The sequence below is a fragment of the Caballeronia sp. RCC_10 genome (assembly GCF_041360715.1).
Classification (GTDB): domain Bacteria; phylum Pseudomonadota; class Gammaproteobacteria; order Burkholderiales; family Burkholderiaceae; genus Caballeronia; species Caballeronia grimmiae.
Window position 1 is genome coordinate 140788 of sequence record NZ_JBFUPT010000004.1, and the last position, 24726, is coordinate 165513.

Annotated in this window: 24 protein-coding genes and 1 pseudogene; 9 read left to right on the forward strand and 16 right to left on the reverse strand. The window is 62.2% G+C overall.

What is annotated here, in order from left to right; genetic code table 11:
- Positions 1 to 226: 226 nt before the first annotated feature.
- Both AB6804_RS10425 and epsC read left to right on the forward strand, forming a co-directional pair.
- The gene (locus tag AB6804_RS10425; RefSeq protein ID WP_370886392.1) at positions 227 to 460 is read left to right on the forward strand and encodes a hypothetical protein; all 234 of its coding nucleotides are present in this window, start codon (positions 227 to 229) and stop codon (positions 458 to 460) included.
- A gap of 172 nt (positions 461 to 632) precedes the next feature.
- Positions 633 to 1625, forward strand: coding sequence for a serine O-acetyltransferase EpsC (epsC, locus tag AB6804_RS10430; protein WP_370886393.1), 993 nt, complete (start codon positions 633 to 635; stop codon positions 1623 to 1625).
- A 54-nt stretch (positions 1626 to 1679) separates the two neighbouring features.
- Here the strand turns inward: epsC and folE are convergent, their stop codons facing one another.
- The 3 genes from folE to AB6804_RS10445 all read right to left on the reverse strand — a co-directional run bounded on the left by folE (position 1680) and on the right by AB6804_RS10445 (position 3353).
- Positions 1680 to 2330, reverse strand: coding sequence for a GTP cyclohydrolase I FolE (gene folE, locus AB6804_RS10435; RefSeq protein ID WP_035969081.1), 651 nt, complete (start codon positions 2328 to 2330; stop codon positions 1680 to 1682).
- 125 nt (positions 2331 to 2455) lie between these two features.
- Positions 2456 to 2908, reverse strand: a complete 453-nt coding sequence (locus AB6804_RS10440; protein WP_370886394.1) for a VOC family protein — start codon at positions 2906 to 2908, stop codon at positions 2456 to 2458.
- 22 nt (positions 2909 to 2930) lie between these two features.
- Positions 2931 to 3353, reverse strand: coding sequence for a nuclear transport factor 2 family protein (locus AB6804_RS10445; protein WP_370886395.1), 423 nt, complete (start codon positions 3351 to 3353; stop codon positions 2931 to 2933).
- A 161-nt stretch (positions 3354 to 3514) separates the two neighbouring features.
- Between AB6804_RS10445 and AB6804_RS10450 the strand changes: the two genes are divergently transcribed.
- Positions 3515 to 4159: a TetR/AcrR family transcriptional regulator gene (locus AB6804_RS10450; protein ID WP_370886396.1), complete on the forward strand. Its 645-nt coding sequence runs from the start codon at positions 3515 to 3517 to the stop codon at positions 4157 to 4159.
- Positions 4160 to 4163: 4 nt separating this feature from the next.
- On the opposite strand, the gene AB6804_RS10455 is transcribed toward AB6804_RS10450, so the two are convergent.
- Positions 4164 to 5549 (reverse strand): MFS transporter, encoded by a 1386-nt coding sequence (locus AB6804_RS10455; RefSeq protein ID WP_370886397.1) that lies wholly within the window; start codon positions 5547 to 5549, stop codon positions 4164 to 4166.
- Between the two features lie 416 nt (positions 5550 to 5965).
- Here AB6804_RS10455 and AB6804_RS10460 point away from each other — a divergent pair, with 416 nt between their 5' ends.
- Positions 5966 to 6919 carry a 2-hydroxyacid dehydrogenase gene (locus AB6804_RS10460; protein WP_370886398.1) on the forward strand — a complete coding sequence of 318 codons (954 nt, stop codon included), beginning with the start codon at positions 5966 to 5968 and terminating at the stop codon, positions 6917 to 6919.
- An 87-nt stretch (positions 6920 to 7006) separates the two neighbouring features.
- Positions 7007 to 7905 (forward strand): annotated as a pseudogene (locus AB6804_RS10465) (LysR substrate-binding domain-containing protein).
- Here AB6804_RS10465 and AB6804_RS10470 read toward each other — a convergent pair.
- From AB6804_RS10470 to AB6804_RS10480, 3 genes are all read right to left on the reverse strand, one after another.
- Entirely contained in the window at positions 7906 to 9279 is a 1374-nt protein-coding gene (locus AB6804_RS10470) for an aspartate aminotransferase family protein (RefSeq protein WP_370886399.1), read from the reverse strand.
- Between the two features lie 14 nt (positions 9280 to 9293).
- Positions 9294 to 10628, reverse strand: coding sequence for a glutamine synthetase family protein (locus AB6804_RS10475; protein WP_370886400.1), 1335 nt, complete (start codon positions 10626 to 10628; stop codon positions 9294 to 9296).
- Between the two features lie 158 nt (positions 10629 to 10786).
- Positions 10787 to 10981: a hypothetical protein gene (locus AB6804_RS10480; protein ID WP_035969094.1), complete on the reverse strand. Its 195-nt coding sequence runs from the start codon at positions 10979 to 10981 to the stop codon at positions 10787 to 10789.
- Between the two features lie 205 nt (positions 10982 to 11186).
- Between AB6804_RS10480 and AB6804_RS10485 the strand changes: the two genes are divergently transcribed.
- Genes AB6804_RS10485 through AB6804_RS10500 form a run of 4 tightly spaced genes read left to right on the forward strand, consistent with a single transcriptional unit; the run spans position 11187 to position 15801 of the window.
- Positions 11187 to 13064 carry an ABC transporter permease gene (locus tag AB6804_RS10485; RefSeq protein WP_370886401.1) on the forward strand — a complete coding sequence of 626 codons (1878 nt, stop codon included), beginning with the start codon at positions 11187 to 11189 and terminating at the stop codon, positions 13062 to 13064.
- Entirely contained in the window at positions 13061 to 13846 is a 786-nt protein-coding gene (locus AB6804_RS10490) for an ABC transporter ATP-binding protein (RefSeq protein ID WP_035969097.1), read from the forward strand. The genes AB6804_RS10485 and AB6804_RS10490 overlap by 4 nt, the downstream gene beginning before the upstream one ends.
- The gene (locus AB6804_RS10495) at positions 13843 to 14550 is read left to right on the forward strand and encodes an ABC transporter ATP-binding protein (RefSeq protein ID WP_370886402.1); all 708 of its coding nucleotides are present in this window, start codon (positions 13843 to 13845) and stop codon (positions 14548 to 14550) included. Before AB6804_RS10490 ends, AB6804_RS10495 begins: the two co-directional genes overlap by 4 nt.
- Positions 14551 to 14595: 45 nt before the next feature.
- On the forward strand, positions 14596 to 15801 hold the full coding sequence (locus AB6804_RS10500) for an ABC transporter substrate-binding protein (RefSeq protein WP_370886403.1): 1206 nt from the start codon (positions 14596 to 14598) through the stop codon (positions 15799 to 15801).
- Here AB6804_RS10500 and AB6804_RS10505 read toward each other — a convergent pair whose 3' ends face one another.
- Genes AB6804_RS10505 through AB6804_RS10545 form a run of 9 tightly spaced genes read right to left on the reverse strand, consistent with a single transcriptional unit; the run spans position 15802 to position 24716 of the window.
- On the reverse strand, positions 15802 to 16374 hold the full coding sequence (locus tag AB6804_RS10505; RefSeq protein WP_244795698.1) for a DNA-3-methyladenine glycosylase: 573 nt from the start codon (positions 16372 to 16374) through the stop codon (positions 15802 to 15804).
- A 33-nt stretch (positions 16375 to 16407) separates the two neighbouring features.
- Positions 16408 to 18252 carry a VWA domain-containing protein gene (locus AB6804_RS10510; protein WP_370886404.1) on the reverse strand — a complete coding sequence of 615 codons (1845 nt, stop codon included), beginning with the start codon at positions 18250 to 18252 and terminating at the stop codon, positions 16408 to 16410.
- A gap of 2 nt (positions 18253 to 18254) precedes the next feature.
- On the reverse strand, positions 18255 to 18899 hold the full coding sequence (locus AB6804_RS10515) for a TadE/TadG family type IV pilus assembly protein (protein ID WP_370886405.1): 645 nt from the start codon (positions 18897 to 18899) through the stop codon (positions 18255 to 18257).
- 2 nt (positions 18900 to 18901) lie between these two features.
- Positions 18902 to 19369: a TadE/TadG family type IV pilus assembly protein gene (locus AB6804_RS10520; RefSeq protein ID WP_035969104.1), complete on the reverse strand. Its 468-nt coding sequence runs from the start codon at positions 19367 to 19369 to the stop codon at positions 18902 to 18904.
- The gene (locus tag AB6804_RS10525; RefSeq protein WP_370886406.1) at positions 19366 to 20190 is read right to left on the reverse strand and encodes a tetratricopeptide repeat protein; all 825 of its coding nucleotides are present in this window, start codon (positions 20188 to 20190) and stop codon (positions 19366 to 19368) included. Before AB6804_RS10525 ends, AB6804_RS10520 begins: the two co-directional genes overlap by 4 nt.
- Positions 20187 to 21146 carry a type II secretion system F family protein gene (locus AB6804_RS10530; protein ID WP_370886407.1) on the reverse strand — a complete coding sequence of 320 codons (960 nt, stop codon included), beginning with the start codon at positions 21144 to 21146 and terminating at the stop codon, positions 20187 to 20189. The genes AB6804_RS10525 and AB6804_RS10530 overlap by 4 nt, the downstream gene beginning before the upstream one ends.
- Complete coding sequence (locus AB6804_RS10535) at positions 21143 to 22117, reverse strand: type II secretion system F family protein (protein ID WP_370886408.1); 975 nt, start codon at positions 22115 to 22117, stop codon at positions 21143 to 21145. Before AB6804_RS10535 ends, AB6804_RS10530 begins: the two co-directional genes overlap by 4 nt.
- Positions 22114 to 23499 carry a CpaF family protein gene (locus AB6804_RS10540; protein WP_370886575.1) on the reverse strand — a complete coding sequence of 462 codons (1386 nt, stop codon included), beginning with the start codon at positions 23497 to 23499 and terminating at the stop codon, positions 22114 to 22116. Before AB6804_RS10540 ends, AB6804_RS10535 begins: the two co-directional genes overlap by 4 nt.
- Positions 23499 to 24716 carry a CpaE family protein gene (locus AB6804_RS10545; RefSeq protein ID WP_370886409.1) on the reverse strand — a complete coding sequence of 406 codons (1218 nt, stop codon included), beginning with the start codon at positions 24714 to 24716 and terminating at the stop codon, positions 23499 to 23501. The genes AB6804_RS10540 and AB6804_RS10545 overlap by 1 nt, the downstream gene beginning before the upstream one ends.
- Between the last annotated feature and the right edge of the window lie 10 nt (positions 24717 to 24726).

A 24726-nucleotide genomic window follows, 5' to 3' on the forward strand; every position in this document is an offset into this window, starting at 1 on the left:
GCAAGAGCCGTTCCGGATTTCTGACGACGCAAGCGGAAGCCTTGCACGATGGGCGCTCCATCGACGATAAAAATTTCGCGGATTTTTTTCGCCACTCAGGGGTTTTACTACCAGTATTATTTGAAGCTTGTCCGCAGCAAAGCGCAATAGGGCGCAACACGCGCGACGCTGCCCGACTTCAGGCAACGCCATTCGAGAGAGCAGGGCACTTTAGGACGGGTGACTCATGCAACACGATGCAGCCTTTTTCCATCGAGGCTATCTACTCAACTGCGCGCCAGCCCGGACGGCGGACGGAAGCTATCAACCGTATGTCGTCATCTCGCGTTCGAGCGATGGCGAACTCGTCGCGAACCGCTTTTTCCCCGCTGAATTGCGCTTCCCGAGCGAGGAGGACGCGATCGCGCACGCACGCGACTGGGCCGTGCGCTGGATCGATGCAAGCCATGTAACGGTGTGAGCAAGCGCGTCGAATCGACAGAGTCGCGTGCGAAAGCGCCAACTCCGGACTGCGTCGACGCAAGGCCAGTCGAAACCGGGTACGCTTGAGGTAATTCCGCCGTGCGCGTCACGGTCGCCGTTTACATTTTTTCGTTGTCGATATGCAGAACACGCCTTCGGTCAGAACTTCCATGCCACGCGACATCGCGCCTGACTCCCTCAACGACGCGCCGCTTCACGACTCGCGCGAATGGGGCTTGTCGCGCATCGTCGCGGAACTGCGTGAGTCGCGCGAGGAATTGCATCGCACGCGGCATCCGCTTGGCATACGCGAATTGCCGTCGCGCGACGCCATTCTTAAGATCGTCAATGGTCTGCGCTCCGCACTCTTTCCGACGCATTACGGCGCGCCGGATCTGACTGACGAAAGCGTCGATTACTACGTCGGGCAGACGCTCGAAAACACGCTGCGCCTGTTGCATGAGCAGATTCGCCGCGCATTGCGCTTTCTGCCCGAATATCGCGACACGAACGATTCCCAGCTGAACACGCTTGCATTCGGCATCGCGCGTGAATTCGGCGCGCAATTGCCGGCAATCCGTGCGCTGCTCGTCTCGGACATCAAGGCCGCTTTCACGGGCGATCCCGCCGCGCAGCACATTACCGAGATCCTGCTGTGCTATCCGGGCGTGTGGGCCATGACGCATCATCGTCTCGCGCATGCGCTGCACAAGCTCGGCGTGCCGCTGCTCGCGCGCTTCATCAACGAGATCGCGCATTCGCTGACGGGCATCGACATTCACCCCGGCGCGACGATCGGACCGAGCTTTTTCATCGATCACGGCACGGGCGTGGTGATCGGCGAGACGGCGGTCATCGGCGAGCGGGTGCGCGTGTATCAGGCCGTGACGCTCGGCGCGAAGAGCTTTCCATCAGGCAATGACGGCGTGCTCGTGAAGGGCAACGCGCGGCATCCGATCGTCGAGGACGATGTCGTGATCTATGCGGGCGCGACCATCCTTGGCCGCGTCACCATCGGCAAGGGCTCGGTGATCGGCGGCAACGTGTGGCTCACGCATAGCGTCCCGCCCGGCAGCAACGTTTCGCAGGGCAAGGTGCGCGAAGGCGCGGGAGCGGATGCGCCGCGCAATGGCGTCGGCGGCGACAACGGCCACGGCGCATAGAAAACAAAAAAGGGCCGCTAAGGCCCTTTCTTTTGCGTGCCGCGAGTGTGCGCGTCAGGTATTCGTCACGCTGAACGCGCTCGATTGTCCGACAATCGCAAGAAACTCGCGCCGCGTGGAAGGATCGTCGCGGAACGATCCCAGCATGCGCGACGTCACCATCGCCACGCCCGCCTTGTGCACGCCGCGTGTCGACATGCACTGATGCGCCGCTTCGAGAATGACGCCCACGCCGAGCGGCTGCAGTACTTCATCCAGCGTATCCGCGATCTGCGCGGTCATCTTCTCCTGGATTTGCAGGCGCTTGGCGAACGCATCGACGAGGCGCGCGAGCTTCGAGATGCCGACTACGCGCTTGTTCGGCAGATAAGCGACATGCGCACGGCCGATGATCGGCACCATGTGATGCTCACAATAGCTCTCGAAGCGAATGTCCTTCAGTACGATCATTTCGTCGTAACCCTGCACTTCGGAGAAGGTGCGGGCGAGGATGTCGTGCGGATTCTCGGCATAGCCGGCGAAGAACTCTTCATAGGAACGCACGACGCGCGCCGGCGTGTCCAGCAGGCCTTCGCGGCGGGGATCGTCGCCGGCCCAGCGCAACAGCACGCGCACGGCGGCTTCGGCTTCCTCGCGCGACGGACGATCGGCTGAGTCAGCGGGCATGTCCGAGCCGGTTAGATGATTTTTGCGCGGGCTGCTCATTGAAAACTCCTTCTGTTCGGTTTTGCGGATAGCGCCTTATATTGTTCCACGTTTTGGAAGGCCTATACGCTTGTCCGGTCTTTAGAGCTTTCAATGGCCGCCCGTGCCCGCATGACAGCATGCGATCAGGCCGGGTGGCTCTCCACGCCGCCGAGCACCATCCACGACACGCCGAACTTGTCCTGCACCATGCCGAAGCGCTTGGCGAAGAACGTCTGCGTCATCGGCATCTGCACCTGGCCGCCGTTGCCGAGCGCGTTGAAGAACTTCTCGGCCTGTTGCTCGTCGTTGGCCGTCAGCGAGAGCGATACGCCCTGAAAGTTGGGCTTGCCGCTGCACATGCCGTCGGAGGCCATCAGCATGGAATCGCCGATGGTGAACGCGGTATGCATGACCTTGTCCTCCGAGCCTGCGGGCAGGCTGCAGCCGCTGGCCGCTTCGCTGCCGCTGTCTTTCGACGCATCGGGATTGTCCCTGAACCGCATCATCATGAGCACTTGTGCGTCGAGCTGTTCGCGATAGAACGTGACCGCTTCTTCGCAACGGCCTTCGAAAAACAAATAGGGTTGAACTTGCATGTCTGCTCCTTGAAAGAGACGGTCAGGGCTTTTCGTCGGGGTCCATGTCCATCATCAGCGGCACCGAGGCGTGCTCGTGCACCACGCGCCAGTCGCCGTCTATTTTTCTGAAACATACGGTGGCGCGAACGATGTCGTCGCGCCCGCCCGCCGCCACGCGATTGAGCGAGTGCAGAAACGCGAGGTCGCCGCTTGCCGCGACATGCATCTCCCGGAACTCGAACGTGAACGGGCCATTGATGCTGTCGAACCAGCGCTGCCAGTTCTCGCAATAGTGCTCGACGCCCTGCATCGACGCGGGCGGTACGACATCGAACACGACGGCATCCGCCGCGTAATGCGCGACCAGCGCAGACGTGTCTTTTGCGAGCACCGCTTGCCGCCACGCCTCGGCAATCTCGCGTATGCGCGCTTCGTCATTCATACGGTCGTTCAGAACGGACATGCTGCCTCCACACGTGACGGTATTCCTACGATGCACGCCTGTCGTGACAGAACAACGGCAAAGGCGTACGCAAAATAATTCTTCACTTGTGTACACCGTCCACAAAAAGTAGCAGAGATAATGGACGCTGTCCACATAACGCATCGCCCGTGCAAGCAAAAATGACAAGACCGAACGCGACGAAAGCGCGAAGCACTTACAGACATGGCGATCTGAGGCGTGCGTTGATCGACGCCGGGATCGAGCTTGCGCGCGAGGGCGGGCCGGATGCAATCGTGCTGCGTGAAGCGACGCGCCGTGCGGGCGTCGTGCCTAACGCGGCGTATCGGCATTTCGAAAGCAGGCAGGCGTTGCTGTCGGCGGTGCGGTCGGCGGCGTTGTCATCGGTGGCTGCGGCGATGGAAGACGAACTGGCCGCGCGCCCGAAGAAGCGTCGCCGCGCCGATGCCGCGCGCTCGGGGCTGCGCGCGATCGGTGCGGGTTATCTGCGTTTCGCGCAGGAGGAGACGGGATTGTTCCGCACCGCGTTTGCCGCGCCGCAAGCGGAGTGGGCCGAGCACGACGCGCCCTATGGCGCGGGACCGAGCGGTCTCGATCCTTTCCAGCTATTGAGCCGCGCGCTCGATGAGATGGTGGAGGCGGGCGCGCTCGAAGCGCGTCGCCGCAGGCAGGCGGAGTATCTGGCGTGGAGCGCGGTGCATGGTTTCGCGCTGCTATTGATCGAAGGTCCGCTGCAAGGGCTCGGTCCTGAAGAGGTCGAGCCGCTTGCCGCGCGTCTGCTTTCGATGGTCGAGCAAGGATTATGAGCGGTTAGCCCTTGTTTTTCGCATCGACGCTTGCCACCGGTTCGACAATGCTGAGGAGCAGCAAGAGACAGAGCAGGGACGTGCCGAACATATAGAGGAACACGCTCGTCCAGCTATAGCGATCGAGCAGCAGCCCGACGGCGAGCGGGGCGCACGCGCCGCCGATCTGCCCCAGGGAATTGACGATGCCGAATGCCGTCGGATACGTCGCTTTCGTGGCAAGGCCCATCGGATACGCGGAATAGCCCGCGAAGCCGATGCCGAGCATGAGGCCGGACACGATCAGCGCCGCGCCGAGATAAGCGACGCTATCGGGCGCGTCGATCAGCGCGAACATCATGATCATGGTGCCGAACGCGCCGAGCATCATCATCGGCTTGCGGCGGCCGCCGAGCAGACGGTCGGAGATCAAGCCGCCGAGCATGTTGCCCGCTACCGCGCCGATGAACGGCGCCGACGCGAGAAAGCCCATCTTGACCGAGGCGAAGCCTTTCACGGTGACGAGATACGTGGGAATCCACGAGATGAAGATGTTGCTGATGCCGATCATGCAGCCATAGCCCAAGGCCACGCCGAAGATATTCCACGAGCGGAACACCTGGCGAATCGTGTCGAGCGGGGCCACGCGCTTCGTGCGATTGATGGCGTCGAGCCAGGGCATCGGTTCGAGATGGCCGCGGCTCGCGGCCTTGGCTTCGCTCTTGCCGGCGGGCGCTTCATCGAGAATATAGCGGCGTTCCTCGGGTGAACAGAACCTGTTTTCTCCGGGTGAATTCGTGACCAGCACCATCCACACGAACGCGAGGACGATACCTGGCACCGCGAACACGTAGAAGATTTCACGCCAGCCCCAAAGCTGGATCACGATGATGCACACAGGCGGCACGATCAGCGGCCCGAGCTTCGACGCTGCGATCCAGAGGCCGGTTGCCGTGCCTTTCTCTTTGGCCGGAAACCAGCGGTTGATGATGTTCGTGCAGCCGATGCCGAGCGGTCCTTCCGAGAAACCAAGGCCGACGCGATACGCCTGAAGCAGAAACACCGACGACGTGGTGCCCATGAGGCCAGTGAACACGGACGTCAGAATCATGAACACGGCGAAAAGAAAGCCCGTGGTCTTTTCGCTGAGACGCTTGTAAAGCAGGCCGACTGGGATCTGCACGAACCCATAGGCGAACGAAAAGAGGCTGACGATCAAGCCAGCCTCGGTATTCGTGATGTGGTATTCCTTCTTGAGATAGGGCAGTGCGATGCCGAAATTCGCGCGGTCCGCGCAAGCGATGGCCCAGATACAGAAGATCAGGCCCATCACGATCCATCGATGACCCGTGCGCTTGCCCGCAATGGGCTCGGCCTGCACGGACGAGACAACGCCTTCAGCGTTATTCATGTGACTTCCTCCGGTTCATTCGACGCAAGGAGAACATCGCGCATGGGTTGAACGCGTGTTCTTGCGAAGGGGACAGCCTTAGCGGGCGGGGCCGCTAAAACGTGCGAAGGCGGGGAAGTGCAAGGGAAGTGCGAATGTAAGGCTCGATTTCACGCTGATGTCTCCGATCAGATTCAAGGCAATTTTTTGTGTTCTTTCTGCCGATGAACCGATTCTCGCGGCGGACGTGATCAGCCGTCCAATCTTTTATTGCTATTACCTGATTCCCGTATTGAATCGGTTGCAGCGCTCCGCGTGAAGCATCGAATCGTGGATCAATTGATAGCGATTTGGGATTGGACGCGCACTGGAAAAGACGACATGATCCGTCGCAATCCATCGCCCGCGACGAACGCGATTCACACGGAGACACTCTCTTGAAGCCCAACATCCTGCAACTGAATCCCATCCTCGTGCCCGCGATCAACGACACCTTGAACGCGCAGTACACGATGCATCGCCTCTTCGAACAGGACGACAAAGAGGCGTATATCCGCGAGCATGGTGTCTCGATCAGGGGTGTCATCACAGGCGGGCATACGGGCATCTCCAACGAACTCATCACGAAGCTGCCGGCGCTCGAAGTAATCGCGGTCAATGGCGTGGGCACGGATGCCGTCGATCTCGAATTCGCCCGCTCACGCGGCATTCCTGTGACGGCCACCTTCGGCGCATTGACCGAAGACGTGGCGGATCTGGCTATCGGTTTGATCATCACGGTGCTGCGCGAGATCTGCCCCGGCAATGAGTTCGTCAAGGCCGGCAAGTGGCCGTCCAATCCGAGCCCCGCTGCGATCCCGCTGTCGCGCCGTTTTAGCGGCAAGCGCGTGGGCATCGTCGGGCTTGGGAAGGTGGGCCGCGCGATCGCGCAGCGCGCATCGGCGTTCGGCTGTCCGATCGCTTATACGGACATTCGCCGCATGGACGATGTCGAGCATCGCTTCGTGCTCGATCTTCTATCGCTCGCTCGCGAAAGCGACATTCTCGTGCTGGCCGCCGCAGCGGATAAAGCGCAGGGCATCGTCAATGCAGCCGTGCTCGATGCACTCGGCAAGGACGGCTATCTCATCAACGTTGCACGCGGCAAGCTGGTGGCGGAACACGATCTCGTCGATGCGCTGAAGGGCGGCGTGATCGCAGGCGCGGGCCTCGATGTGTTCGTCGATGAACCGAATGTGCCGTCCGAACTGTTCGGCATGGATCGCGTGGTGTTGCAGGCGCATCGCGCGAGCGCGACCGTGGAATCGCGCACGGCGATGGGCGAGATGGTGCTGGCGAGTATCGCCAAGGCGCTCGCAGGTCAGCGTCCTGAAGGCAGCCTCACGACCTGATTGACGCGGCAACGCAGCGCGACACCTCTGGCAGCGCACCTATAATGATCGGCTATGCCGTCACCCGCGCCGTTTGCGCCGATCACGATGCTCGACCTTGGACAAGTACGTTGCTTCGTCGCCGCCGCGACGGAGCTGAACTTCCGACGTGCCGCCGCGTTGCTCAACATGACGCAGCCGCCGCTCAGCAGGCAGATTCATCTGCTTGAAGAGAACCTGGGCGTCAAGCTGTTCGAGCGCATCGGACGCACCGTCAAGCTGACGACCGAAGGCCACGTTTTCCTCGCCGATGCATCGCGGTTGCTCAATCTCTCCGAGCAGGCGGAAAGCGCCGTGCGTCGCGCGAGCAAGGGCAAGACGGGGCGCGTGCGAATCGGCTTCACGGCGCGGCGGGGTATGAACTCATTCCGGAAGTGCTCGTTGCTGCACGGCGCGAATTGCCGGATATCGATGTCGTGTTGCTCGAACTTATTTCCGTCGCGCAGATCGAGGCCTTTGCCGCTAATGCAATCGACCTTGGTTTTCTCAGGCCCTTGCCGTCGCGTCAAAAGCTCGAGTTTCAGCTTGTCGACCGAGAGCCTTTGATCGTCGCACTGCCAGCGGGTCACGCGTTATGCGGCCATGAACAGATCGCGCTCCGGCAGCTCGATCAACAGCCGTTCATCATGCACTCGCCTACGCACGGAAAATACTTCTATGAACGCATCATGGGCATGCTTGCTGCGGAAGAAGTGAATCCGCATTTCACGCAATATATCGATCAGACGCCGACCATTCTGTCGCTCGTGCGCGCCGGGCTGGGTGTGGGCATTCTGCCGGCATCGGCGCAACGCTTCCATTACGACAACGTTGAGTTCCGCCTGATTGCGAACCACAGCGTGCAGGCGGAAATGAGCATGGCCTGGCGCGCGGATCAGGACAATCCCGCCGTCACCGCTTTCAGGCTGATGGCGGCGGATCACTTCGCCAGCAAGGCACAAAGCTGACTACAAGATGTGAAGCGCCTTCGCCGTCGCATCGATCGCCGCGTTGGCCCTGGCGACGATCTCATCGATTTCATCGTGCGTCACCACGAGCGGCGGCGATAGCAACATGCGGTCGCCGCTTGCGCGCATCACGAGATTGTCGTCGAAGCTGAAATTGCGGCATAGAGTTCCGATCTCGCCGCCATTGGCGAACCGCTTGCGATTGACCGGATCTTCAGCGAGTTGAATGCCTGCAACGAGACCCGCACCCTGTATCTCGCCGACGAGCGGATGATCACTCAGCGCATCACGCAATCGCTGTTGAAAATATGGTCCCGCATCGTCTTTGACGCGTGCGACGATGCCTTCATCGCGCAATAGCCTCAGGTTCGCGACCGCGACGGCCGCCGCGACCGGATGCCCGGAATAAGTAAATCCGTGATTGAACTCGCCGCCATTAACGATCGCATCCGCGATGCGGTCCGACAGCCCGACCGCGCCCATCGGGACATAGCCGCTCGTGAGACCCTTCGCCATCGTGATGACATCCGGCGCGAATCCGAAGTGGCGATGTGCGAACCATTCACCCGTGCGCCCGAAGGCGCCGATCACTTCATCGGCGATAAGCAGAACGTCGTGCTTGCGGCAGATGCGTTCGATCTCCGGCCAGTAAGTCGATGGCGGAAAGATCACGCCGCCCGCGCCCTGAAACGGCTCACCGATGAACGCAGCGACGTTCTCCGCGCCGAGTGCGACGATCTTTGCTTCGAGCTGACGTGCACGCGCGAGGCCGAATGCTTCGACGTCCATTTCGCCGCCTTCGCCGAACCAGTAAGGCTGATCGATATGCGCGACGTGCTCCATCATCGACGGCATCTGCTCGTGCATGTAAGTCATGCCGCCGAGCGTGCCGCCCGCTATAGTCGATCCGTGATAGGCGTTGTGTCGCGCGATCACATGACGCTTGTTCGGCTTGCCTTGCAAAGCCCAATAGCGATGCACCGCGCGCAGCGCCGTATCGTTCGCTTCAGAGCCGCTGTTGCAGTACAGAAAGCGATTGAAGCCTGCCGGAGCCAGTTGCGCGAGCATGCCGGATAGCTCGATCACCGGCGGATGCGTCGTTCTGAAGAACGTGTTGTAGTAGGGCAATGCCTGCATCTGTGTGCATGCTGCATCGACGAGTTCGCGCCGTCCATAGCCGACGTTGACGCACCACAGCCCCGCCATGCCATCGATGATGCGCTCGCCATCCGAGTCCCACAGATAGACGCCATCCGCTTTCACGATTACGCGGCTTCCCGCGCGATTGAGTTCCGCCATATCCGAAAAGGGATGCAGATGATGCGCGGCATCGAGCGCACGATAACGCGCTGTCGAGTGGATACGATCATTCATGTTTGCCTCCGCTATCAGACGTGCAGCAATAGATGTTTGCGTTCCCATGAACTGATGACTCGGAAGAACGCTTCGTATTCGGTTTCCTTCAACGCAAGATAGGCGCGCACGAATTTCTCGCCGAACATGTCCGCGAGCGGCTCGCAGGCGCCCATCAGCGTCAAGCCTTCGTCGAGATTGCGCGGCAACTGAAAGGGCATGCGATAGCCGTCGCTGGCGAGCGGCGCAGTCGGTTCCAGATGCTGCGTCATGCCGAGATAGCCGGCAGCAAGCGTTGCCGCAATCGCGAGATAAGGATTGCAGTCCACGCCCGGAAGGCGATTCTCTATGCGCCTTGCTTCGGGTGACGCATGCGGCACGCGAAAGCCGACCGTGCGATTGTCGTAGCCCCACTGGACGTTGATCGGCGCGGCCATGAAGCGTGAGAATCTTCGGTATGAATTGATATACGGCGCGAACACCGGCATCAGCGCAGGCGTGTATTTCTGCAGGCCCGCGATGTAGCTATAGAACAGGCCCGTTGCTTCGCCGTCGCGCCCGGTGAAGAGATTGCGCCCGGTCTCTTCATCGACGATGCTTTGATGCACATGCATGGCCGAGCCCGGTTCGTTCTCCATCGGCTTGGCCATGAACGTCGCGTACATCTTGTGGCGCAACGCGGCTTCGCGCACGGTGCGTTTGAACAGAAACACGCGGTCCGCGAGATTGAGCGCATCGCCATGCAGAAAGTTGATCTCCATCTGGGCCGCGCCGACTTCGTGAATCAGCGTGTCCACTTCCAGTTCCTGTACCTCGCAATACTCATAGATGTCTTCGAAGAGCGGATCGAACTCGTTGACCGCGTCGATGGAATACGCTTGCCGGCCCGTTTCCGCGCGGCCCGTGCGGCCGACGGGTGGCTGCAACGGAAGGTCGGGATCGCGATTGACATCGACGAGGAAGAATTCCAGTTCAGGCGCGACGACGGGCCGCCAGCCTTTCGCCTCGAATTTCTGAAGCACTTGACGCAACACGCGGCGCGGTGAAATGGCGACCGGCGTGCCGTCGAAATGCACGCAGTCGTGAATGACTTGCGCGGTCGGGTCAGTGGCCCACGGAATGAGGCGGATCGTCGATGCATCCGGTACGCAGATCATGTCGGGATCGGTCAGGCCCGTGAAGCTCGCGTCGTCGGGATAATCGCCGGTTACCGTCTGGATCATGACGGCCTGCGGCAGGCGCATGGATTCGCCCGATTCGAACTTGCTGCGCGGAATGATCTTGCCGCGTGCGGTGCCCGCCATGTCGGGAATGATGGCTTCGATTTCAGTGATGCGATGCTTGCGCAGGAATTCGTCTATGCGTTCCATTTGCGTTCTCTCTTTCCGATGCGTTTTCATAGGCGCGCGCATCTCCGGCCAGGGCGGGAGATGTCGGCCGCAAAGCGTGCAGACGAGCCAGGCCCGCGCGAATGCTCGCGCTCAAGCGGCTGTGCAGGGAAGAAGCGGAAGAAGCGGAAGAAGAGGCGCTACGGCAGCAGCGAAGCCGCGCCGACGCAATCCACGGCGATGAACGCGCGCGCTGCAATGGCGTTGCGTCGCCGCACGGAACGGCGAGACAGGATGGTGACGACCGGCATGAAGCGGCAATCGGGATAGATGCCGCAGCGATCGGTGAAGAAGCGGCTCGCGCTTCTGCTAACCAGAGGGCTTTGGACGCTCACGATAATGCTCGTTTGGCGAAATTGAACTACTCGAGGGATGGCGGCGCATGGCCACTGAGTCCCTCTAGCGAGAATATACGAGCCATCGACGCCGTCAAGCCGTGTTTTCCAGCGCAGAGGTTTTTGTCATGCAGAAAGGCTCAGTCCAATTTCATTGATAATGTCGCCTCGTCGTTCTTTTGCCTTCTCGTTTTCAACGCGCCCGATGCTCGCCAATCTGCTCGTCCAACTCGTCAACGGTCTCGCCGATGCCTGCGCGCTCTTTCTCGTCGCATCGGGACTCTCGCTGATCTTCGGCGTGACGCGCATCGTCAACTTCGCGCATGGTTCGCTGTATATGCTCGGCGTGTACGTGGCGTATAGCCTGACGAGCCGCTTCGGTGCGAGCGTAGCGGGATTCTGGGCATCGGTCGTGGCCGCAGCGGTCGTCATCGGCGCATTGGGCGCGGTCATCGAAATCGGCGTGCTGAGACGCATCTATCACGCGCCGGAGCTATTCCATTTGCTCGCGACCTTCGCGCTCGTATTGATCTTTCGCGACGCCGCGCTTTACCTGTGGGGCCCGGAAGATCTGTTCGGCCCGCGCGCGCCGCATCTCGCGGGCGCGGTGCAAGTGCTCGGCCATGCGTTGCCGGCTTATAACCTCATGCTCATCGTGATTGGACCGCTCGTGCTCGCCACGCTCTGGTATGCGCTGACGCGCACGCGCTGGGGCACGCTCGTGCGCGCGGCCAGTGCGGACCGCGAGATGCTCGGCGCGCTGGGTGTGAATCAGGCGTGGCTCTTTACCGGCGTGTTCTTCGTCGGCGCATGTCTCGCGGGGCTGGGCGGCGCATTGCAGGCGCCGCGCATGTCGGCGAATCTGTCGCTCGACATCGCGACGATCGGCGATGCCTTCGTCGTCGTCGTGGTGGGCGGCATGGGCTCGATTCCCGGCGCGTTCGTCGCGGCTCTGCTGATCGCGGAGATCAAGGCGCTGTGCATCGGGATTGGACACGTGTCGGTCATGGGCGTGGACTTCTCGTTGTCGCGATTCACGCTGGTCGCGGAGTTCGTCGTGATGGCGGTCGTGCTCGTGTTGCGGCCCTGGGGGCTCTTCGGTCGTCCGCAAGCCATCGCGCGTTCCGCCGCGCCCGCCGACAGGCCGCTCGTTCCCGCGACGCGGCGCACGAAGTTCGCGGCGGGCGCTGTCGTGTTGCTGCTCGTGCTCGCGCCGCTTGCTGCAAACGCTTTTCCGTACATGCCGGTGTTGCTGGTCGAGATCATGATCGCCGTGCTGTTCGCCGCAAGCCTGCATTTCATCATGGGACCGGGCGGCATGCATTCGTTCGGACATGCCGCTTATTTCGGCCTCGGCGCATACGGCGCGGCGTTGTTCCTCAAGGCATTTTCCTTGCCGATGGAAGCGGCGCTCGTTCTATCGCCGATCATCGCGGGCCTGGGCGCTATCGTCTTCGGCTGGTTCTGCGTGCGCTTGTCCGGCGTCTATCTTGCGATGCTGACGCTCGCGTTCGCGCAGATCGTATGGTCGGTCGTGTATCAGTGGGACGCCGTGACGGGCGGCAGCAACGGCCTGCTCGGGTTGTGGCCATCGCCGTGGCTTTCGTCGCCGGTCGCCTTCTATTACTTGACGCTGTTGGCCGCGATAGCGGGCGTTTGGTTTCTGCGCCGCATGCTGTTTGCACCGCTCGGTCTTGCAATGCGCGCGGGCCGCGATTCGCCTTTGCGCGCGGAAGCAGTCGGCATCGACGTGGCGCGCGTGCAGTGGGTTGCCTTCGTCGTTGCATCGCTCGTGTGCGGACTCGCAGGCTCACTGTACGCGTTCTCGAAGGGGAACATTTCACCGGACGTGATCAGCGTCGCGCGCTCCGTCGACGGCCTCGTGATGGTCCTGCTAGGCGGCATACAGACGCTGACCGGGCCTATCGTCGGCGCTGCGGTGTTCACGTGGTTGCAGGACACTGTCGCGCGGCAAACCGACTACTGGCAGGCGCTGCTCGGCGCGGCCATTCTCGTGCTCGTCATCGCGTTTCCGCAGGGCATTGCAGGCTTTCTGCGCGATAGATTCCCGGAGGCGCAATGACGCTCTTGCGCATCGAACATCTGTCGAAATCGTTCGATGGCGTGCAGGCCGTCGATGACGTGTCGTTCTCGTTGAAGGCGGGGGAGCTGCTTGCGCTCATCGGTCCGAATGGCGCGGGCAAATCGACGTGCTTCAACATGATCAACGGGCAACTCAAGCCAGGCGCAGGCTCGATCGAGCTGGACGGTCAACGGATAACGGGTAAGCGTCCGCGCGACATATGGCGGCTCGGCGTAGGCCGCACGTTTCAGATCGCGGCCACGTTCAATTCGATGACCGTGCTCGAAAACGTGCAGATGGCCTTGCTGTCGCACGAACGGCGCGTTTTCAGCCTGTTTTCACGCATCGCTTCGTGGCGCGAAGACGAAGCCATGGCGTTGCTGGATCTCGTCGGCATGGCGGGACATGCACAACGCAGTTGCGCCGTGCTGGCTTATGGCGATGTCAAGCGCGTCGAACTGGCCGTTGCTCTGGCGAATCGCCCGAAGCTGTTGCTGATGGACGAGCCGACCGCCGGCATGGCGCCCGAAGAACGCAACGCGCTGATGGCGCTGACCGCGCGCCTTGCGAAAGAGCGCAACATCGGCGTGCTTTTCACCGAGCACAGCATGGACGTGGTGTTCGAATATGCGGATACGCTGATCGTTCTGGCGCGCGGCAAGCTGATCGCGCAAGGCGATGCCGATGCTATTCGCAACGACTCACGCGTGCGCGAAGTGTATCTGGGCACGGGCGCATCGTTCAGTCCGCATGCCGCGCTCAACGACGGAGCCGCTCGATGACGCTGCTCGAGGTCGGCGCCCTCAACGCATTTTATGGCCGTGCGCAGATTCTTTTCGATGTCGCCTTCGACGTGCGGCCCGGCGAAGTGGTCGCCTTGCTGGGCCGCAATGGCGCGGGCAAGTCGACGACCATGAAGGCCATCATGGGCCTGTTGCCGCGTACGACGGGCGCGATATCGTTCACGGGCGAGAGCATCATCGGCTTGCCGCCGTATCGCATCGCGCGCATGGGGCTGGGCTATGTGCCGGAAGACCGTCGCATATTCGGCGATCTGACCGTGATGGAGAATCTCGACACCGGCCGTCAGCCCCCGCGCGAAGGCGCGCCCTTGTGGACGCCCGAGAAACTCTTTCGCGTGTTTCCAAACCTGAACGAAATGCGGGGCCGCCGCGCGAGTCGCATGAGCGGCGGCGAGCAGCAAATGCTGACGATTTCCCGCACGTTGATGGGCAATCCGCGCGTGGTGCTGCTCGATGAGCCGTCGGAGGGCGTGGCGCCGGTCATCGTCGAGCAAATGGCCGATATGATCCTCGAATTGAAACGTGAAGGCATCGCCATTGTTTTGTCGGAGCAGAATCTGCACTTTGCGGCGCTCGTCAGCGACCGCGTTTATGTGCTCGAAAAAGGCCAGATTCGCCATGAAGGCCCGATGAATGAATTCGTGCGCGACGATGCCGCGCGTCGTGCGTACCTGGGCGTTTGAGCGTCATGCTCGCGCGAAAGCAATATCGCTAAAGGAGAAAGATTGATGACGATTCGTGCAGGACGATTGCTCAAGCTCACTTTGACCGCCATGGCGGCGCTAAGCGTTTTCGAAGCCCACGCGGACACAATCAGAATTGGCGAAATCAATAGCTATAAAGCGCAGCCCGCTTTTCTGATGCCCTATAGAAATGGCTGGAATCTCGCGCTCGAACAGATCAATGCCGCAGGCGGCGTCAACGGCAACAAGCTCGAAGTCGTCTCTCGCGACGACAACGGCAACCCCGGCGATACCGTGCGCGTGGCGCAGGAACTCGTCACCCGCGAACAGGTGAAGCTTTTGTTCGGCGGCTATCTGTCCAACACGGGCCTCGCGCTCGCTGACTACGCCAGGCAGCGGCGCATATTCTTTCTCGCCGCCGAACCGCTGACGGACAAGATCGTCTGGCAGAACGGCAACAAGTACACCTATCGCCTGCGGCCTTCCACTTACATGCAGGTCGCGATGCTCGTGCCGGAAGCAGCGAAGCTCAAAAAGAAGCGCTGGGCGCTCGTCTATCCGAACTATGAATACGGCCAGTCCGCGGTGGCGACCTTCAAGCGCCTGCTGAAAGCCGCGCAGCCCGATGTCGAATTCGTCGCGGAGCAAGCCACGCCGCTTGGCAACGTGGACGCAGGCGCGGTCACGCAAGCCCTGGCCGATGCGAAACCCGACGCCATCTTCAACGTGCTTTTCAGCGCGGACCTCGGCAAGTTCGTTCGCGAGGGCAACACGCGCGGGCTGTTCAAGGATCGCGCGGTGGTGTCCTTGCTGACCGGCGAGCCGGACTATCTCGACCCGCTCGGCGCGGAAGCGCCCGCGGGCTGGATCGTGACGGGCTATCCGTGGTATTCCATCGATACCCCCGCGAACAAGCAGTTCGTCGCGGCATATCAGGCGAAATACCATGACTATCCGCGCCTGGGCTCGGTCGTCGGCTATACGGCGATGATGTCGCTTGCCAATGGGCTCAAGAAAGCGGGCAGCGCCGATGCCGACAAGCTCGCAGCCGCATTCAAGGGCTTGCCTGTCGATACGCCCTTCGGTCCGATCGTCTATCGCAAGCAGGACAATCAATCGACGATGGGCGCCTACGTCGGCGTCACCGCGCTGAAGGACGGCAAAGGCGTAATGACGAATTTCCGTTATGTCGATGGCGCGAGCGTGCAACCATCGGATGAAGAAGTGAAGAAGCTGCGCCCGGCAGATTGATCAGTCTTTGGGAAAGGGCTTGCTGAAGTATTTCGATCCGGCAAGCCCGAAACGCCAGGGCACATCCATCGCCTTGCTGATGCCGATGCGCGGCCCCGATACGATGTCGAACGCTTCTTCGGGCGGCTCGATATGAAAGGGCGCTTCCAGCAGCGACATGCCGTTGTTCTTGTGCGTGATGCCGAGCGCCTGCGCCACGCGCCCCGGTCCCGAGCACAACAGCTTGAGCGGTTCGAGTCCGCGCCGCTCGCGCATCGCGTCGATGCCGGTCAACGGTTCGATCGCGCGAATCAGCACCCCCGCGCCGTGACCGGCTTCGCGGCACACGAAGTTCAGGCACCAATGAATGCCATACGAGCGATACACATACGCATGCGCGGGCGGCCCGAACATGACCATGTTGCGGGGCGTGGGGCCTGAGAAGCTGTGCGATGCCGGGTCTTCGCGGTCGTAAGCTTCGGTTTCGACGATACGGCCGCCGACGCCATCCACGGTCACGATCGCGCCGATGAGACGGCGCGCGACCACATCCGAGGCGGCGGAAAAATCGATGGGATCAGGGTTCGCTTTCACACCCGGCATTTTACGGGCGAATGTTGATCGGCGTCATTGCGTCAGCCGCAGCACACCGAGCCTGCCCGCGATCTGCTGAAAGATGCTGTTCAGCGTGGCGTTGTCGGGTGCATGGTAATAGTTGCCGGGACTCGCGCAACTTTGCATCGTGACCTGCGCGGTCGAACTCGAGGCCGACGCGCCGAACGTGATCGCATAGACCGTGATGCCCTTCGCCTTCATCGCCGAGCAGATCGCCAACTGAAACGTGTTCGCGTCGTCGGGCCAGCCCGCGTTGTTGCCGCTCGAAGGGTCTCTCGGATCGCCGCCATGCAGTTCCGCGGAATCGGTGCGTGCATTGGTCATCGAGGAGCCGTCCGCGCGTTTCACCGCGTTCGCGGCAAGGCTGTTCGATCCCACGCCGGACAAGCCGTTGAAGTACAGCGTATTGGGAATGGAACCCGCTGCGCCGATCTGATTCAGTCCATCGGTCAGCACGATCATCACGCGCTGGAGATTCGACACGGTGCCATCGGTGGGCTTGGGCAAGCTCGTATCCGTCGATACCCATCCGTTTCCCTTGCCCGCCACGTTCTGCGACCACGCGGGTTCGAGCATGCGCCAGCCCCATAGCAGACCGATCGGAATGACGGTCGAACCGGAAGGCGTCATCGCGTTGACGGCACTGGTGAGCGCCGTCTCGTCTTGCGTGAGGAAGGTGACCGGTGTGGTAAGACAGCCGGAATTTTGCGTGAGCGTTTGCCCGGAGGACGTGTACTGGTCGTAGCGATACCCGATGCCGGTTCCTTGTCCCGAACTGGGATAGTCACACAGATTGGCGCCGCCCGAACCCAGCGTGACCGGAACGTTGCTCGCGACCGTGGGAGAGTAGTTTCTCGAAAGGCTGCACGAGCTGTAATTGCTCCTGCTGCTATACGTGTAGACGCTCAGTCCGCTCGTCGGCACGTTGTAGTAGTAACGGCCGAACTTGCGCGTATCGCCCGGCGAATACGCTTCCGGGGACAGGTAGCCTCCCGTGCGCGGCTCGACGGGGCAACCGCTCCAGCTTGCCGTCTTGATCGAAGAAGTCGCGTTATAGACGGGCCATGACGAACTGAGCCAGCTCCCGCTCGACGACAACGCGCCGCTCACGTTCACCGTGCTCGCAAACGGCACGAGCCCGATATAGCTCTTCTTCGATGCCGATGGCAGCACGCTGTCGATCAGCGTGTTTGCCGCTTTCTTCAGTCCGGTCATCTTCGTATCGCCGCTGACGCCATTCGCGGGCGAACTCATCGAGCCGGTGTTGTCCAGCACCATCACGAGTTCCAGCGTGCTTTCGGGCAGGCGCAACGCCGTGTTCGTCGCCGAGACGATGGACGCCTGCGGCGACGACGGCGTCGAGCCGGAGCCGGACCCCGACCCCGGACCGCTCGCATGCATGCTCAGGACCTTCGGCGCGAAGAGCGGCATCGAGCCCGATGCGGACAACGAAATTTTCTGACCGGCGGCGGGCGTGCCGGTCACGGTCGCGACGAAACTGGCGTCGGGCATCGTGAAGCCCAGCGCGTTCGTTGGCATGTTCGCGTTGTAGTAGGCGCGGGCGTCGGCCTGCCAGGTCGCGAGATTCGCGCCGGTCGGCGTGCCATTGAAGTGCGAGAGGTCCGCGCCGGCCGACAGCGTCGCGACGTCGAGCGCCATCTGCATGCGGCCCTGCGTCATCGCGTAGTCGATCGCATCGAGGGACATGCACATCGAGCCGATCGTCGCGCTCGCGCACATGGCGAACAGAATCGCGACGGCGCCGCGTTCACCATCGCGCACGCGGCGCACGAAGCGCCTCGCGGCGGGCATCGGCTTGAACGTGAGCCTGGCTGAGAGTCGGGCGCGCGGGTCCATGGTCATTGCTTGTAGAGCGGAAGGCCGGTACGCGTTCGCACGTAGACGCGGCGATAGATGGTCTGCTTGCCCGGCAGCCCGGACATGAAGTTCGATGTCATCGTGAACGGGTTATACGACAGGAACACTTCCACGATGATCGCGGAATCGCCGATGCGGAACGGCCACGTCGCCGGCAGCAGATTCGTCTTCGTGACCTGTGACGTCATGCCCGCGTTCTTCGTCCAGCCCGACGGCGATGCGGTCCAGTAAATCGTCGCGGTCCCGGCTTTCAGCGAGTACGAATTGTCCGTGATGCACGGCAGCGAGTCGCACACGGACGTGATGTAGACCATGCCGTTTCCGTTGAGCTTGTAGGGCGCGGCGATCAGCGCAGCCGCGCGCCATACCGATGCGGTGCTGTTCGCATTGGTGGTGTCGGAGTCATCGATGATCACGCTCGACATTTGCCCGAGCGAGTTTGCGACGGTAAAGGCCGTGCGATCCACCGCACTGACCGCGCGCATGTACATGTACAGCTCGGTGAAGCCGAGCAGAACCAGCAGCATCAGCGGCACGATGACGACGAACTCGACCGACACGCTGCCGCGATCCGAATGCAGCAGCGCCCTGATTCTCCGCGCCAATTTATCGAATAGCCGGGCCATGTTCATTTCTCGTTCTGCACGATGTAGTTGCGCTGGAACGTCAGCTCCTTGACGCCGAACATCTTTGGAATCCCGGTGACGCCCTGCATCGTGAGCTTGATGTTGTAGACCACGACATCGCCGTATGCGCCCATGTCGCTCGACGGCGTGTAACTCGCATTCGCGAGGTTGCCGAACGTGACGTAGTTGGCTTCGGTAATGGCCACCTTGGCGCCGAGCTTCGTCCATCCGTTGAGAATCCGGTTCACGATCGCGGACGCCTGATCCTGTCGAGTGCCGCTGGCGGGCGCCGTCGTCGTGAGGCCCACGCGTGACGCTTCCTGCGCCGCGACCTGCACGGTCGCATCGACGATCATCTCCAGCGCCAGTTCGATGGTGCCGACGATCAACACGACCGCGACCATCAGCACGAAAGCGAATTCGATCGCCGCGATGCCGCTGTCGTCGCGAAGAAGGCGCGTCGCTTTCACTTGATGCCGCCGGCTTGCGCGAGCCGTTCGCGCTGAATGTCGTAGTAGCGCAGGTTGTCTTCCACCGATGCCTTCGGCAAATCGCGCGACAGGATTTCGGCGGCGGCTTCCCTGTTTCCGAGCAGGCCGTAGGCGAGCGCGAGGTCCTGACGCGCTTGCGGCGGCGCGGCGGGGAAGCGCGTTACATCAAGCAGGACGTTCGCGCCTTCACGCGGATCGCCGCCGAGGATCAACGACATGCCGAGGTTCACGGACAGCATCGGGTCCCCGGCATGCTTGCTCAACGCATCGCGCAGGAACGCCTGTGCCGCCGCGTGATCGCCCGTCATGTCGATGGCCGCGCCGAGTCCGGCGAGCGCGAGCGTATCGTCCGGCGAGAGCGCGACGAGGCGTCGATACGTCGCAATCGCGTCATCGAAGCGGCGCTGGCGCAACGCCACGCGCGCCATGCCGATGAGCGGCGCGGGCGCGTTTGCATCGACCTTGCTCGCGCGGTCGTAGTACACGCCTGCCCGCGTGAAGTCGCCGACCGCATACAGCGTGTTGCCGAGCCCGGTGAGACCCGCCGAGGAACGAGGATCGGCCTGCACCGCTTTTTCGTAGAGCGAAGTCGCCAGTTCGAGATTGCCGGATTCGAGCGCGGTGTCCGCGATGCGCAACTCGCTCATCGTGCTGGGCGCGGAGTTGCGCATGACCGGATGCGTATCGGTGACCTGGCGCGTGGTCGTCGTGCACGCGGCGAGTGCAATCACGAGCGATGCCGCGCCGGCTCTCAACGCAAGATTCAGTGCGCGATGCGCGGCGGTTTTTCGAGTGTTCATTTTTTTGCGAAAACGCTCATGAGTTGAATGACGGCCGGGCCTGCGGCAATGAGCATCACCGCGGGAAGGATGAAGACCATCATCGGCACGGCCATCTTGGGCGCGAGCTTCGCGGCCTTTTCTTCGAGCGACACGATGTGTGCAAGCCGCTCCGTATGCGAAAGCGTGCGCAGGGCCTGCGTGATCGGCGTGCCGTAACGCATCGATTGCGTGAGCGTCGAAATGAGCGCGCGAATCGACGGCAGGTCGATACGATCGGCCAGCGCGTGCAGCGCGCGCTGGCTGTCGCCCGACAGTTTGAGTTCGTCCGCCGTCAGCGCAAACTCGCTTGCAAGCGGCGGACAGATGGTCTTCATTTCATCCGCGACGCGGCGGATCGACACGCCGAGGCTATTGCCCGCGTTGGTGCAGATAACGAGCAGGTCGAGTGCATCGGGCAGGCTCGACGCCATCGCCTTGCGTCGGCGCGAGGCGAAGAACGCGAGCACGTATTCCGGCAGAATCATGCCGACGACGAACACGAGCAGCATCATGATGCCGCGCACGGCGGGATAGCCGCCCACCACGGGGATATGCGAGCCGAGCATCACGGTGAACGCGGCGCAGATGAGGCCGACGACGAACTTCACCGCGAGCAGCACGGACACCGCTGCCTGACTGCGATAGCCGCTGCGCACCATCTCTTTCCTGAGCTTCTCGCGATACTTCGCGTCGAAGAGCGGCAGACGGTCGCCGAGCCGCGCGAGCCAATGCGTCGCGCGCACGACGGCACTGTCGTTCTGGTCGTCTTCGTCGCTCGCGCCTTCATTGCGATGCGTGAGCCCGGCCTGACGCACGCGATCCGCGATGCGCCCGCGCTGGCCGCCATGCTTCGTCGCCCACCAGATCGCAATCGCGATCACGAGCGTCAGCAGCATCAGCAGGTTGATGAGTGTTTCGACGTTGCCCTGGCTCATCGCGATGTATCCAGTTTCGACATCTTGTGAACGACGCTCAATCCCATCACGAGCGAAATCGCCGCACAGGTGAGCACTTTCTGACCCGTCGCCGTGTCGAACAGCACCATCAGATAGGCGCGATTGAGCAGGAACATGCTGCCGAGGATGACGAACGGAACGGACGCGAGGATCTTCGTCGTGATGCGCGCCTCGCCGGTCAGCGCACGCGTCTTCTGGCGAATCTCACGGCGCTTGCGCACGATGCCCGCGAGGTTTTCGAGCGTCTCGCCAAGCTGTCCGCCGGTTTCGCGCTGAAGCAGCAGACATACGCAAAAGAACGAAAAATCCGCGATGCCGATGCGCGCGACCGCGACATTGAGCACTTCTTCGAGATCGAGGCCGACCTGAAGCGCATCGCCCATCTGCTTGAATTCGCTGCTGAGCGGCTCGGGACATTCGCTGGCTGCCGTGCCGATCACATGCGTCACCGGCACGCCCGCCCGCACCGCGCGCACGATCAGGTCGATCAGATCGGGGAAGCCATCGAGGAAGCGCCGCTTGAAGCGTTCGATGAGAAAGCGGTAAGCCTGCATCGACACGAACACGGGCAGCCCGATCAGCAACACCGGCGTCAGCATCGAAGGCAAGGGCAGAAAGCGCGCCATGGCGAGCGCGATGATCTCCGCGACGATGGCCGCGCCCAGCACCACGCGCAACCCGATCGCGCCGGCCACCGTCTTGAGCCGAGCGATTCGCGGCGCGAACCAGAGGCTGAACGCGTTGTCGTTGCGGCTCAATGTATAGAGGTCCGAATGATCGTGACGCGCATCGTGCACGCGCATGCCGTTCTGCGGAAACGCCGAGCGGATGCGCGCGCGGATGCGAGCGTCGGGCCTCTGATTGCGCATGTCCTGCAGCACGAGCGCCATGATGCCGAGCAGCAGCACGCCGGCAAACGCGCAGAAGGTAATCAGGTCGACGGAGGTCATGGCCTCATCGCCTCCAGCAGCGCATCTTCGAGACCGTAGTAAGCAGCGCGCGTCGCAAACGAAGGCCGCACCGCCGCACATTCGTAGACGCCCTTGACTTCCTCGCTATAGGCGCTCGCGTCGTAGCGGAACGTGAACAGGTCCTGCGTGATGATCACGTCGCCTTCCATGCCGACCAGTTCGGTGATGCGCGTCACGCGCCGCATGCCGTCGCGCATGCGTTCGATCTGCACGATCATATGCACCGCGCTCGCAATCTGGCGGCGGATCGACAGCAGCGGCAGGTTGCCGTTCGCCATCATCACCATGCTTTCCAGACGCGTGATGCCGTCGCGCGGCGTGTTCGCGTGGATGGTGGTCATCGAGCCGTCGTGACCGGTGTTCATCGCCTGAAGCACGTCGAAGGCTTCCGCGCCGCGCGTTTCACCGAGAATGATGCGGTCGGGGCGCATGCGCAGCGCGTTGCGCACGAGGTCGCGTTGCGTGACCGCGCCGAGTCCTTCGGCGTTTTCCGGGCGCGTTTCGAGGCTCACGACATGCGGCTGCACGAGCTGCAGTTCCGCCGCGTCTTCGATCGTCACCGTGCGTTCGCGATGTTCGATGAAGTGCGACAGCGCGTTCAGCAGCGTCGTCTTGCCTGAACCGGTGCCACCCGACACGATGATGTTGAGCCGCGACGTGCTCGCGAGCTTGAGCACGGTCGCCATCGCGCTGGACATGTTGCCTTGCTGCGCCATGCGATGCAGCGTGATGTTGCGCTTCGAGAACTTGCGTATGGAAATGGATGCGCCGTGAATCGCGAGCGGCGGCAGCACGACGTTCACGCGGCTGCCATCGGCGAGACGAGCATCGACCATCGGGCTGCTTTCGTCGACGCGACGCCCCACGCCCGCCGCGATCCGCTGCGCCACGTTCACCACGTGGTTGTTATCGCGAAACTTGCAGTTCGTGAGTTCTAGCCGTCCGTGACGTTCCACGTAGACCTGATCGGGACCGTTGACGAGTACGTCGGTGATGGTGTCGTCCGCGAGCAGCGGTTCGATCGGGCCGAGCCCGAACATGTCGTTCAGCAGTTCGCCGACGATCTGCTGCTGCTCCGCGATGGTGATGTTCAGGCGCTCGCGTTCGGCCACATCGAGCACGAGTGTCTCGACGCCCGGCTTCATCTGCTCGCGCGTCTTGCCCACGGCCGCGGACGGGTTCATCGCTGCGAATACGCCGTTGCGAATGACTCTGAAGAGGTCCGAGCGCACCAGCACGTCGTTGCCTTCGGGCGCGGCGGGCCGCGCGGGCGGGGCGACGGGCGCGGCATGAACGACCGGCGCGACGGCTTCTTCGTCCGCTTCCGGCGTTGATCGCGAGGCCTGCTTCTGCCCGAACATCATCCTCTCCCGCGCTTGAGCTTCTGGAAGAAGGAACGTTCGGCGCTGACCTGCTGCCCGGTCAGGTCGCCGCCGATGCGCGTAATCATCTGATTGAAGCCGTTTGCTGTTTTGTCCTTCGGCGCTTCGCCCAGATTTTCGGCGGTGGCGAGCGCCTTCGCCTCGAACGGGATTTCGTACAGCACGGTGCGTCCGACTGCCGCCATGAAGTCGCCCGTCTGCACCTTGCCGCTCGTCGCGGCGTTGGGGTTGTTCAGCAGGAGCGAGGTCGGCGGGTTGTTGTCGCGATCCTCGATGTGCCGCAGCAGGCGAATGGTCGAACGCGTCGAGTGTACCGAGCGGTCCGCAACGAGATAGACGCGCGCCGCGTGATCGAACGCTTCCTGTGCAAGCGGGTCGTTCGGGTTGCTCACGTCGAGAATCACGTAGTGGAAGCTGTCGCACAGCAGTTCGAGCACGCGCTGCAGCGCGCCTGCGGAAAAAGGCCGCGCCGCGGCGAGTTCCAGTTCCGCCGACAGCATGAACAGGCGCGTGCCCTTCGGGACGAGCGTGCGCTCGACGTATTGCGGATCGAGCCGGTGCACGTTCTGCAAGACATCGACGAGACCGTTGTTGGTCTGCAGGCCGAGCATCGAATTGGCGGCGCTGCCGTAGAGATTCAGATCGACATACGCGACCCGCCGATGCGTGTCCTCGGACAGATGGCGCGCGACGTTGAGCGCGAACGTCGTTACGCCGACGCCGCCGCGTGAGCCGACGAAGGCGATCGTTTTGCCCGCCCGCGCGAGCATCACCGGACTGACCTTGCCTTCCGACACGCTGATCGTGCGCTTCAGCAATTCAACCGTTACCGGCTTCACGAGATAGTCGCGCACGCCGATTTTCAGCAGGCTGCGGAACAGGCCGACATCGTTGCGCTCGCCGAGCGCGACGACCTGCACCGACGGCTCGCACACTTCGGCGAGACGGCCGAGATCGGACAGCGGCATCACCGATTGCTGCAAGTCCACGAGCAGGAACAGCGGCGAGCGGTCGATCTTCGCGAGATAGGCGATCGCGTCGTCGACATTGCCGACTGCAACATGCGCATGCGGCATCGCCTGTTCGAGCACGAAGCTTTTGACGATCTGCTCGGTCTTGCGATCCGCGACGAACGCGATGAAGTCCGCGTTGCGCGCGCCGGACTTGCTCTTCGTGAAGGAGAATTCAGTGCTCATGGATGTCTGC

Bases quoted from the DNA above. Each gene is read 5' to 3' on its own strand.
- AB6804_RS10510 (WP_370886404.1), bottom strand. From the start codon at position 18,252: ATGGACCCGCGCGCCCGACTCTCAGCCAGGCTCACGTTCAAGCCGATG.
- AB6804_RS10540 (WP_370886575.1), bottom strand. From the start codon at position 23,499: ATGTTCGGGCAGAAGCAGGCCTCGCGATCAACGCCGGAAGCGGACGAA.
- AB6804_RS10495 (WP_370886402.1), top strand. From the start codon at position 13,843: ATGACGCTGCTCGAGGTCGGCGCCCTCAACGCATTTTATGGCCGTGCG.
- AB6804_RS10455 (WP_370886397.1), bottom strand. From the start codon at position 5,549: ATGAATAACGCTGAAGGCGTTGTCTCGTCCGTGCAGGCCGAGCCCATT.
- AB6804_RS10450 (WP_370886396.1), top strand. From the start codon at position 3,515: ATGACAAGACCGAACGCGACGAAAGCGCGAAGCACTTACAGACATGGC.
- epsC (WP_370886393.1), top strand. From the start codon at position 633: ATGCCACGCGACATCGCGCCTGACTCCCTCAACGACGCGCCGCTTCAC.
- AB6804_RS10525 (WP_370886406.1), bottom strand. From the start codon at position 20,190: ATGAACACTCGAAAAACCGCCGCGCATCGCGCACTGAATCTTGCGTTG.
- AB6804_RS10475 (WP_370886400.1), bottom strand. From the start codon at position 10,628: ATGGAACGCATAGACGAATTCCTGCGCAAGCATCGCATCACTGAAATC.
- AB6804_RS10425 (WP_370886392.1), top strand. From the start codon at position 227: ATGCAACACGATGCAGCCTTTTTCCATCGAGGCTATCTACTCAACTGC.
- AB6804_RS10445 (WP_370886395.1), bottom strand. From the start codon at position 3,353: ATGTCCGTTCTGAACGACCGTATGAATGACGAAGCGCGCATACGCGAG.
- AB6804_RS10440 (WP_370886394.1), bottom strand. From the start codon at position 2,908: ATGCAAGTTCAACCCTATTTGTTTTTCGAAGGCCGTTGCGAAGAAGCG.
- AB6804_RS10545 (WP_370886409.1), bottom strand. From the start codon at position 24,716: ATGAGCACTGAATTCTCCTTCACGAAGAGCAAGTCCGGCGCGCGCAAC.
- folE (WP_035969081.1), bottom strand. From the start codon at position 2,330: ATGAGCAGCCCGCGCAAAAATCATCTAACCGGCTCGGACATGCCCGCT.
- AB6804_RS10485 (WP_370886401.1), top strand. From the start codon at position 11,187: ATGCTCGCCAATCTGCTCGTCCAACTCGTCAACGGTCTCGCCGATGCC.
- AB6804_RS10490 (WP_035969097.1), top strand. From the start codon at position 13,061: ATGACGCTCTTGCGCATCGAACATCTGTCGAAATCGTTCGATGGCGTG.
- AB6804_RS10515 (WP_370886405.1), bottom strand. From the start codon at position 18,899: ATGGCCCGGCTATTCGATAAATTGGCGCGGAGAATCAGGGCGCTGCTG.
- AB6804_RS10500 (WP_370886403.1), top strand. From the start codon at position 14,596: ATGACGATTCGTGCAGGACGATTGCTCAAGCTCACTTTGACCGCCATG.
- AB6804_RS10530 (WP_370886407.1), bottom strand. From the start codon at position 21,146: ATGAGCCAGGGCAACGTCGAAACACTCATCAACCTGCTGATGCTGCTG.
- AB6804_RS10535 (WP_370886408.1), bottom strand. From the start codon at position 22,117: ATGACCTCCGTCGACCTGATTACCTTCTGCGCGTTTGCCGGCGTGCTG.
- AB6804_RS10470 (WP_370886399.1), bottom strand. From the start codon at position 9,279: ATGAATGATCGTATCCACTCGACAGCGCGTTATCGTGCGCTCGATGCC.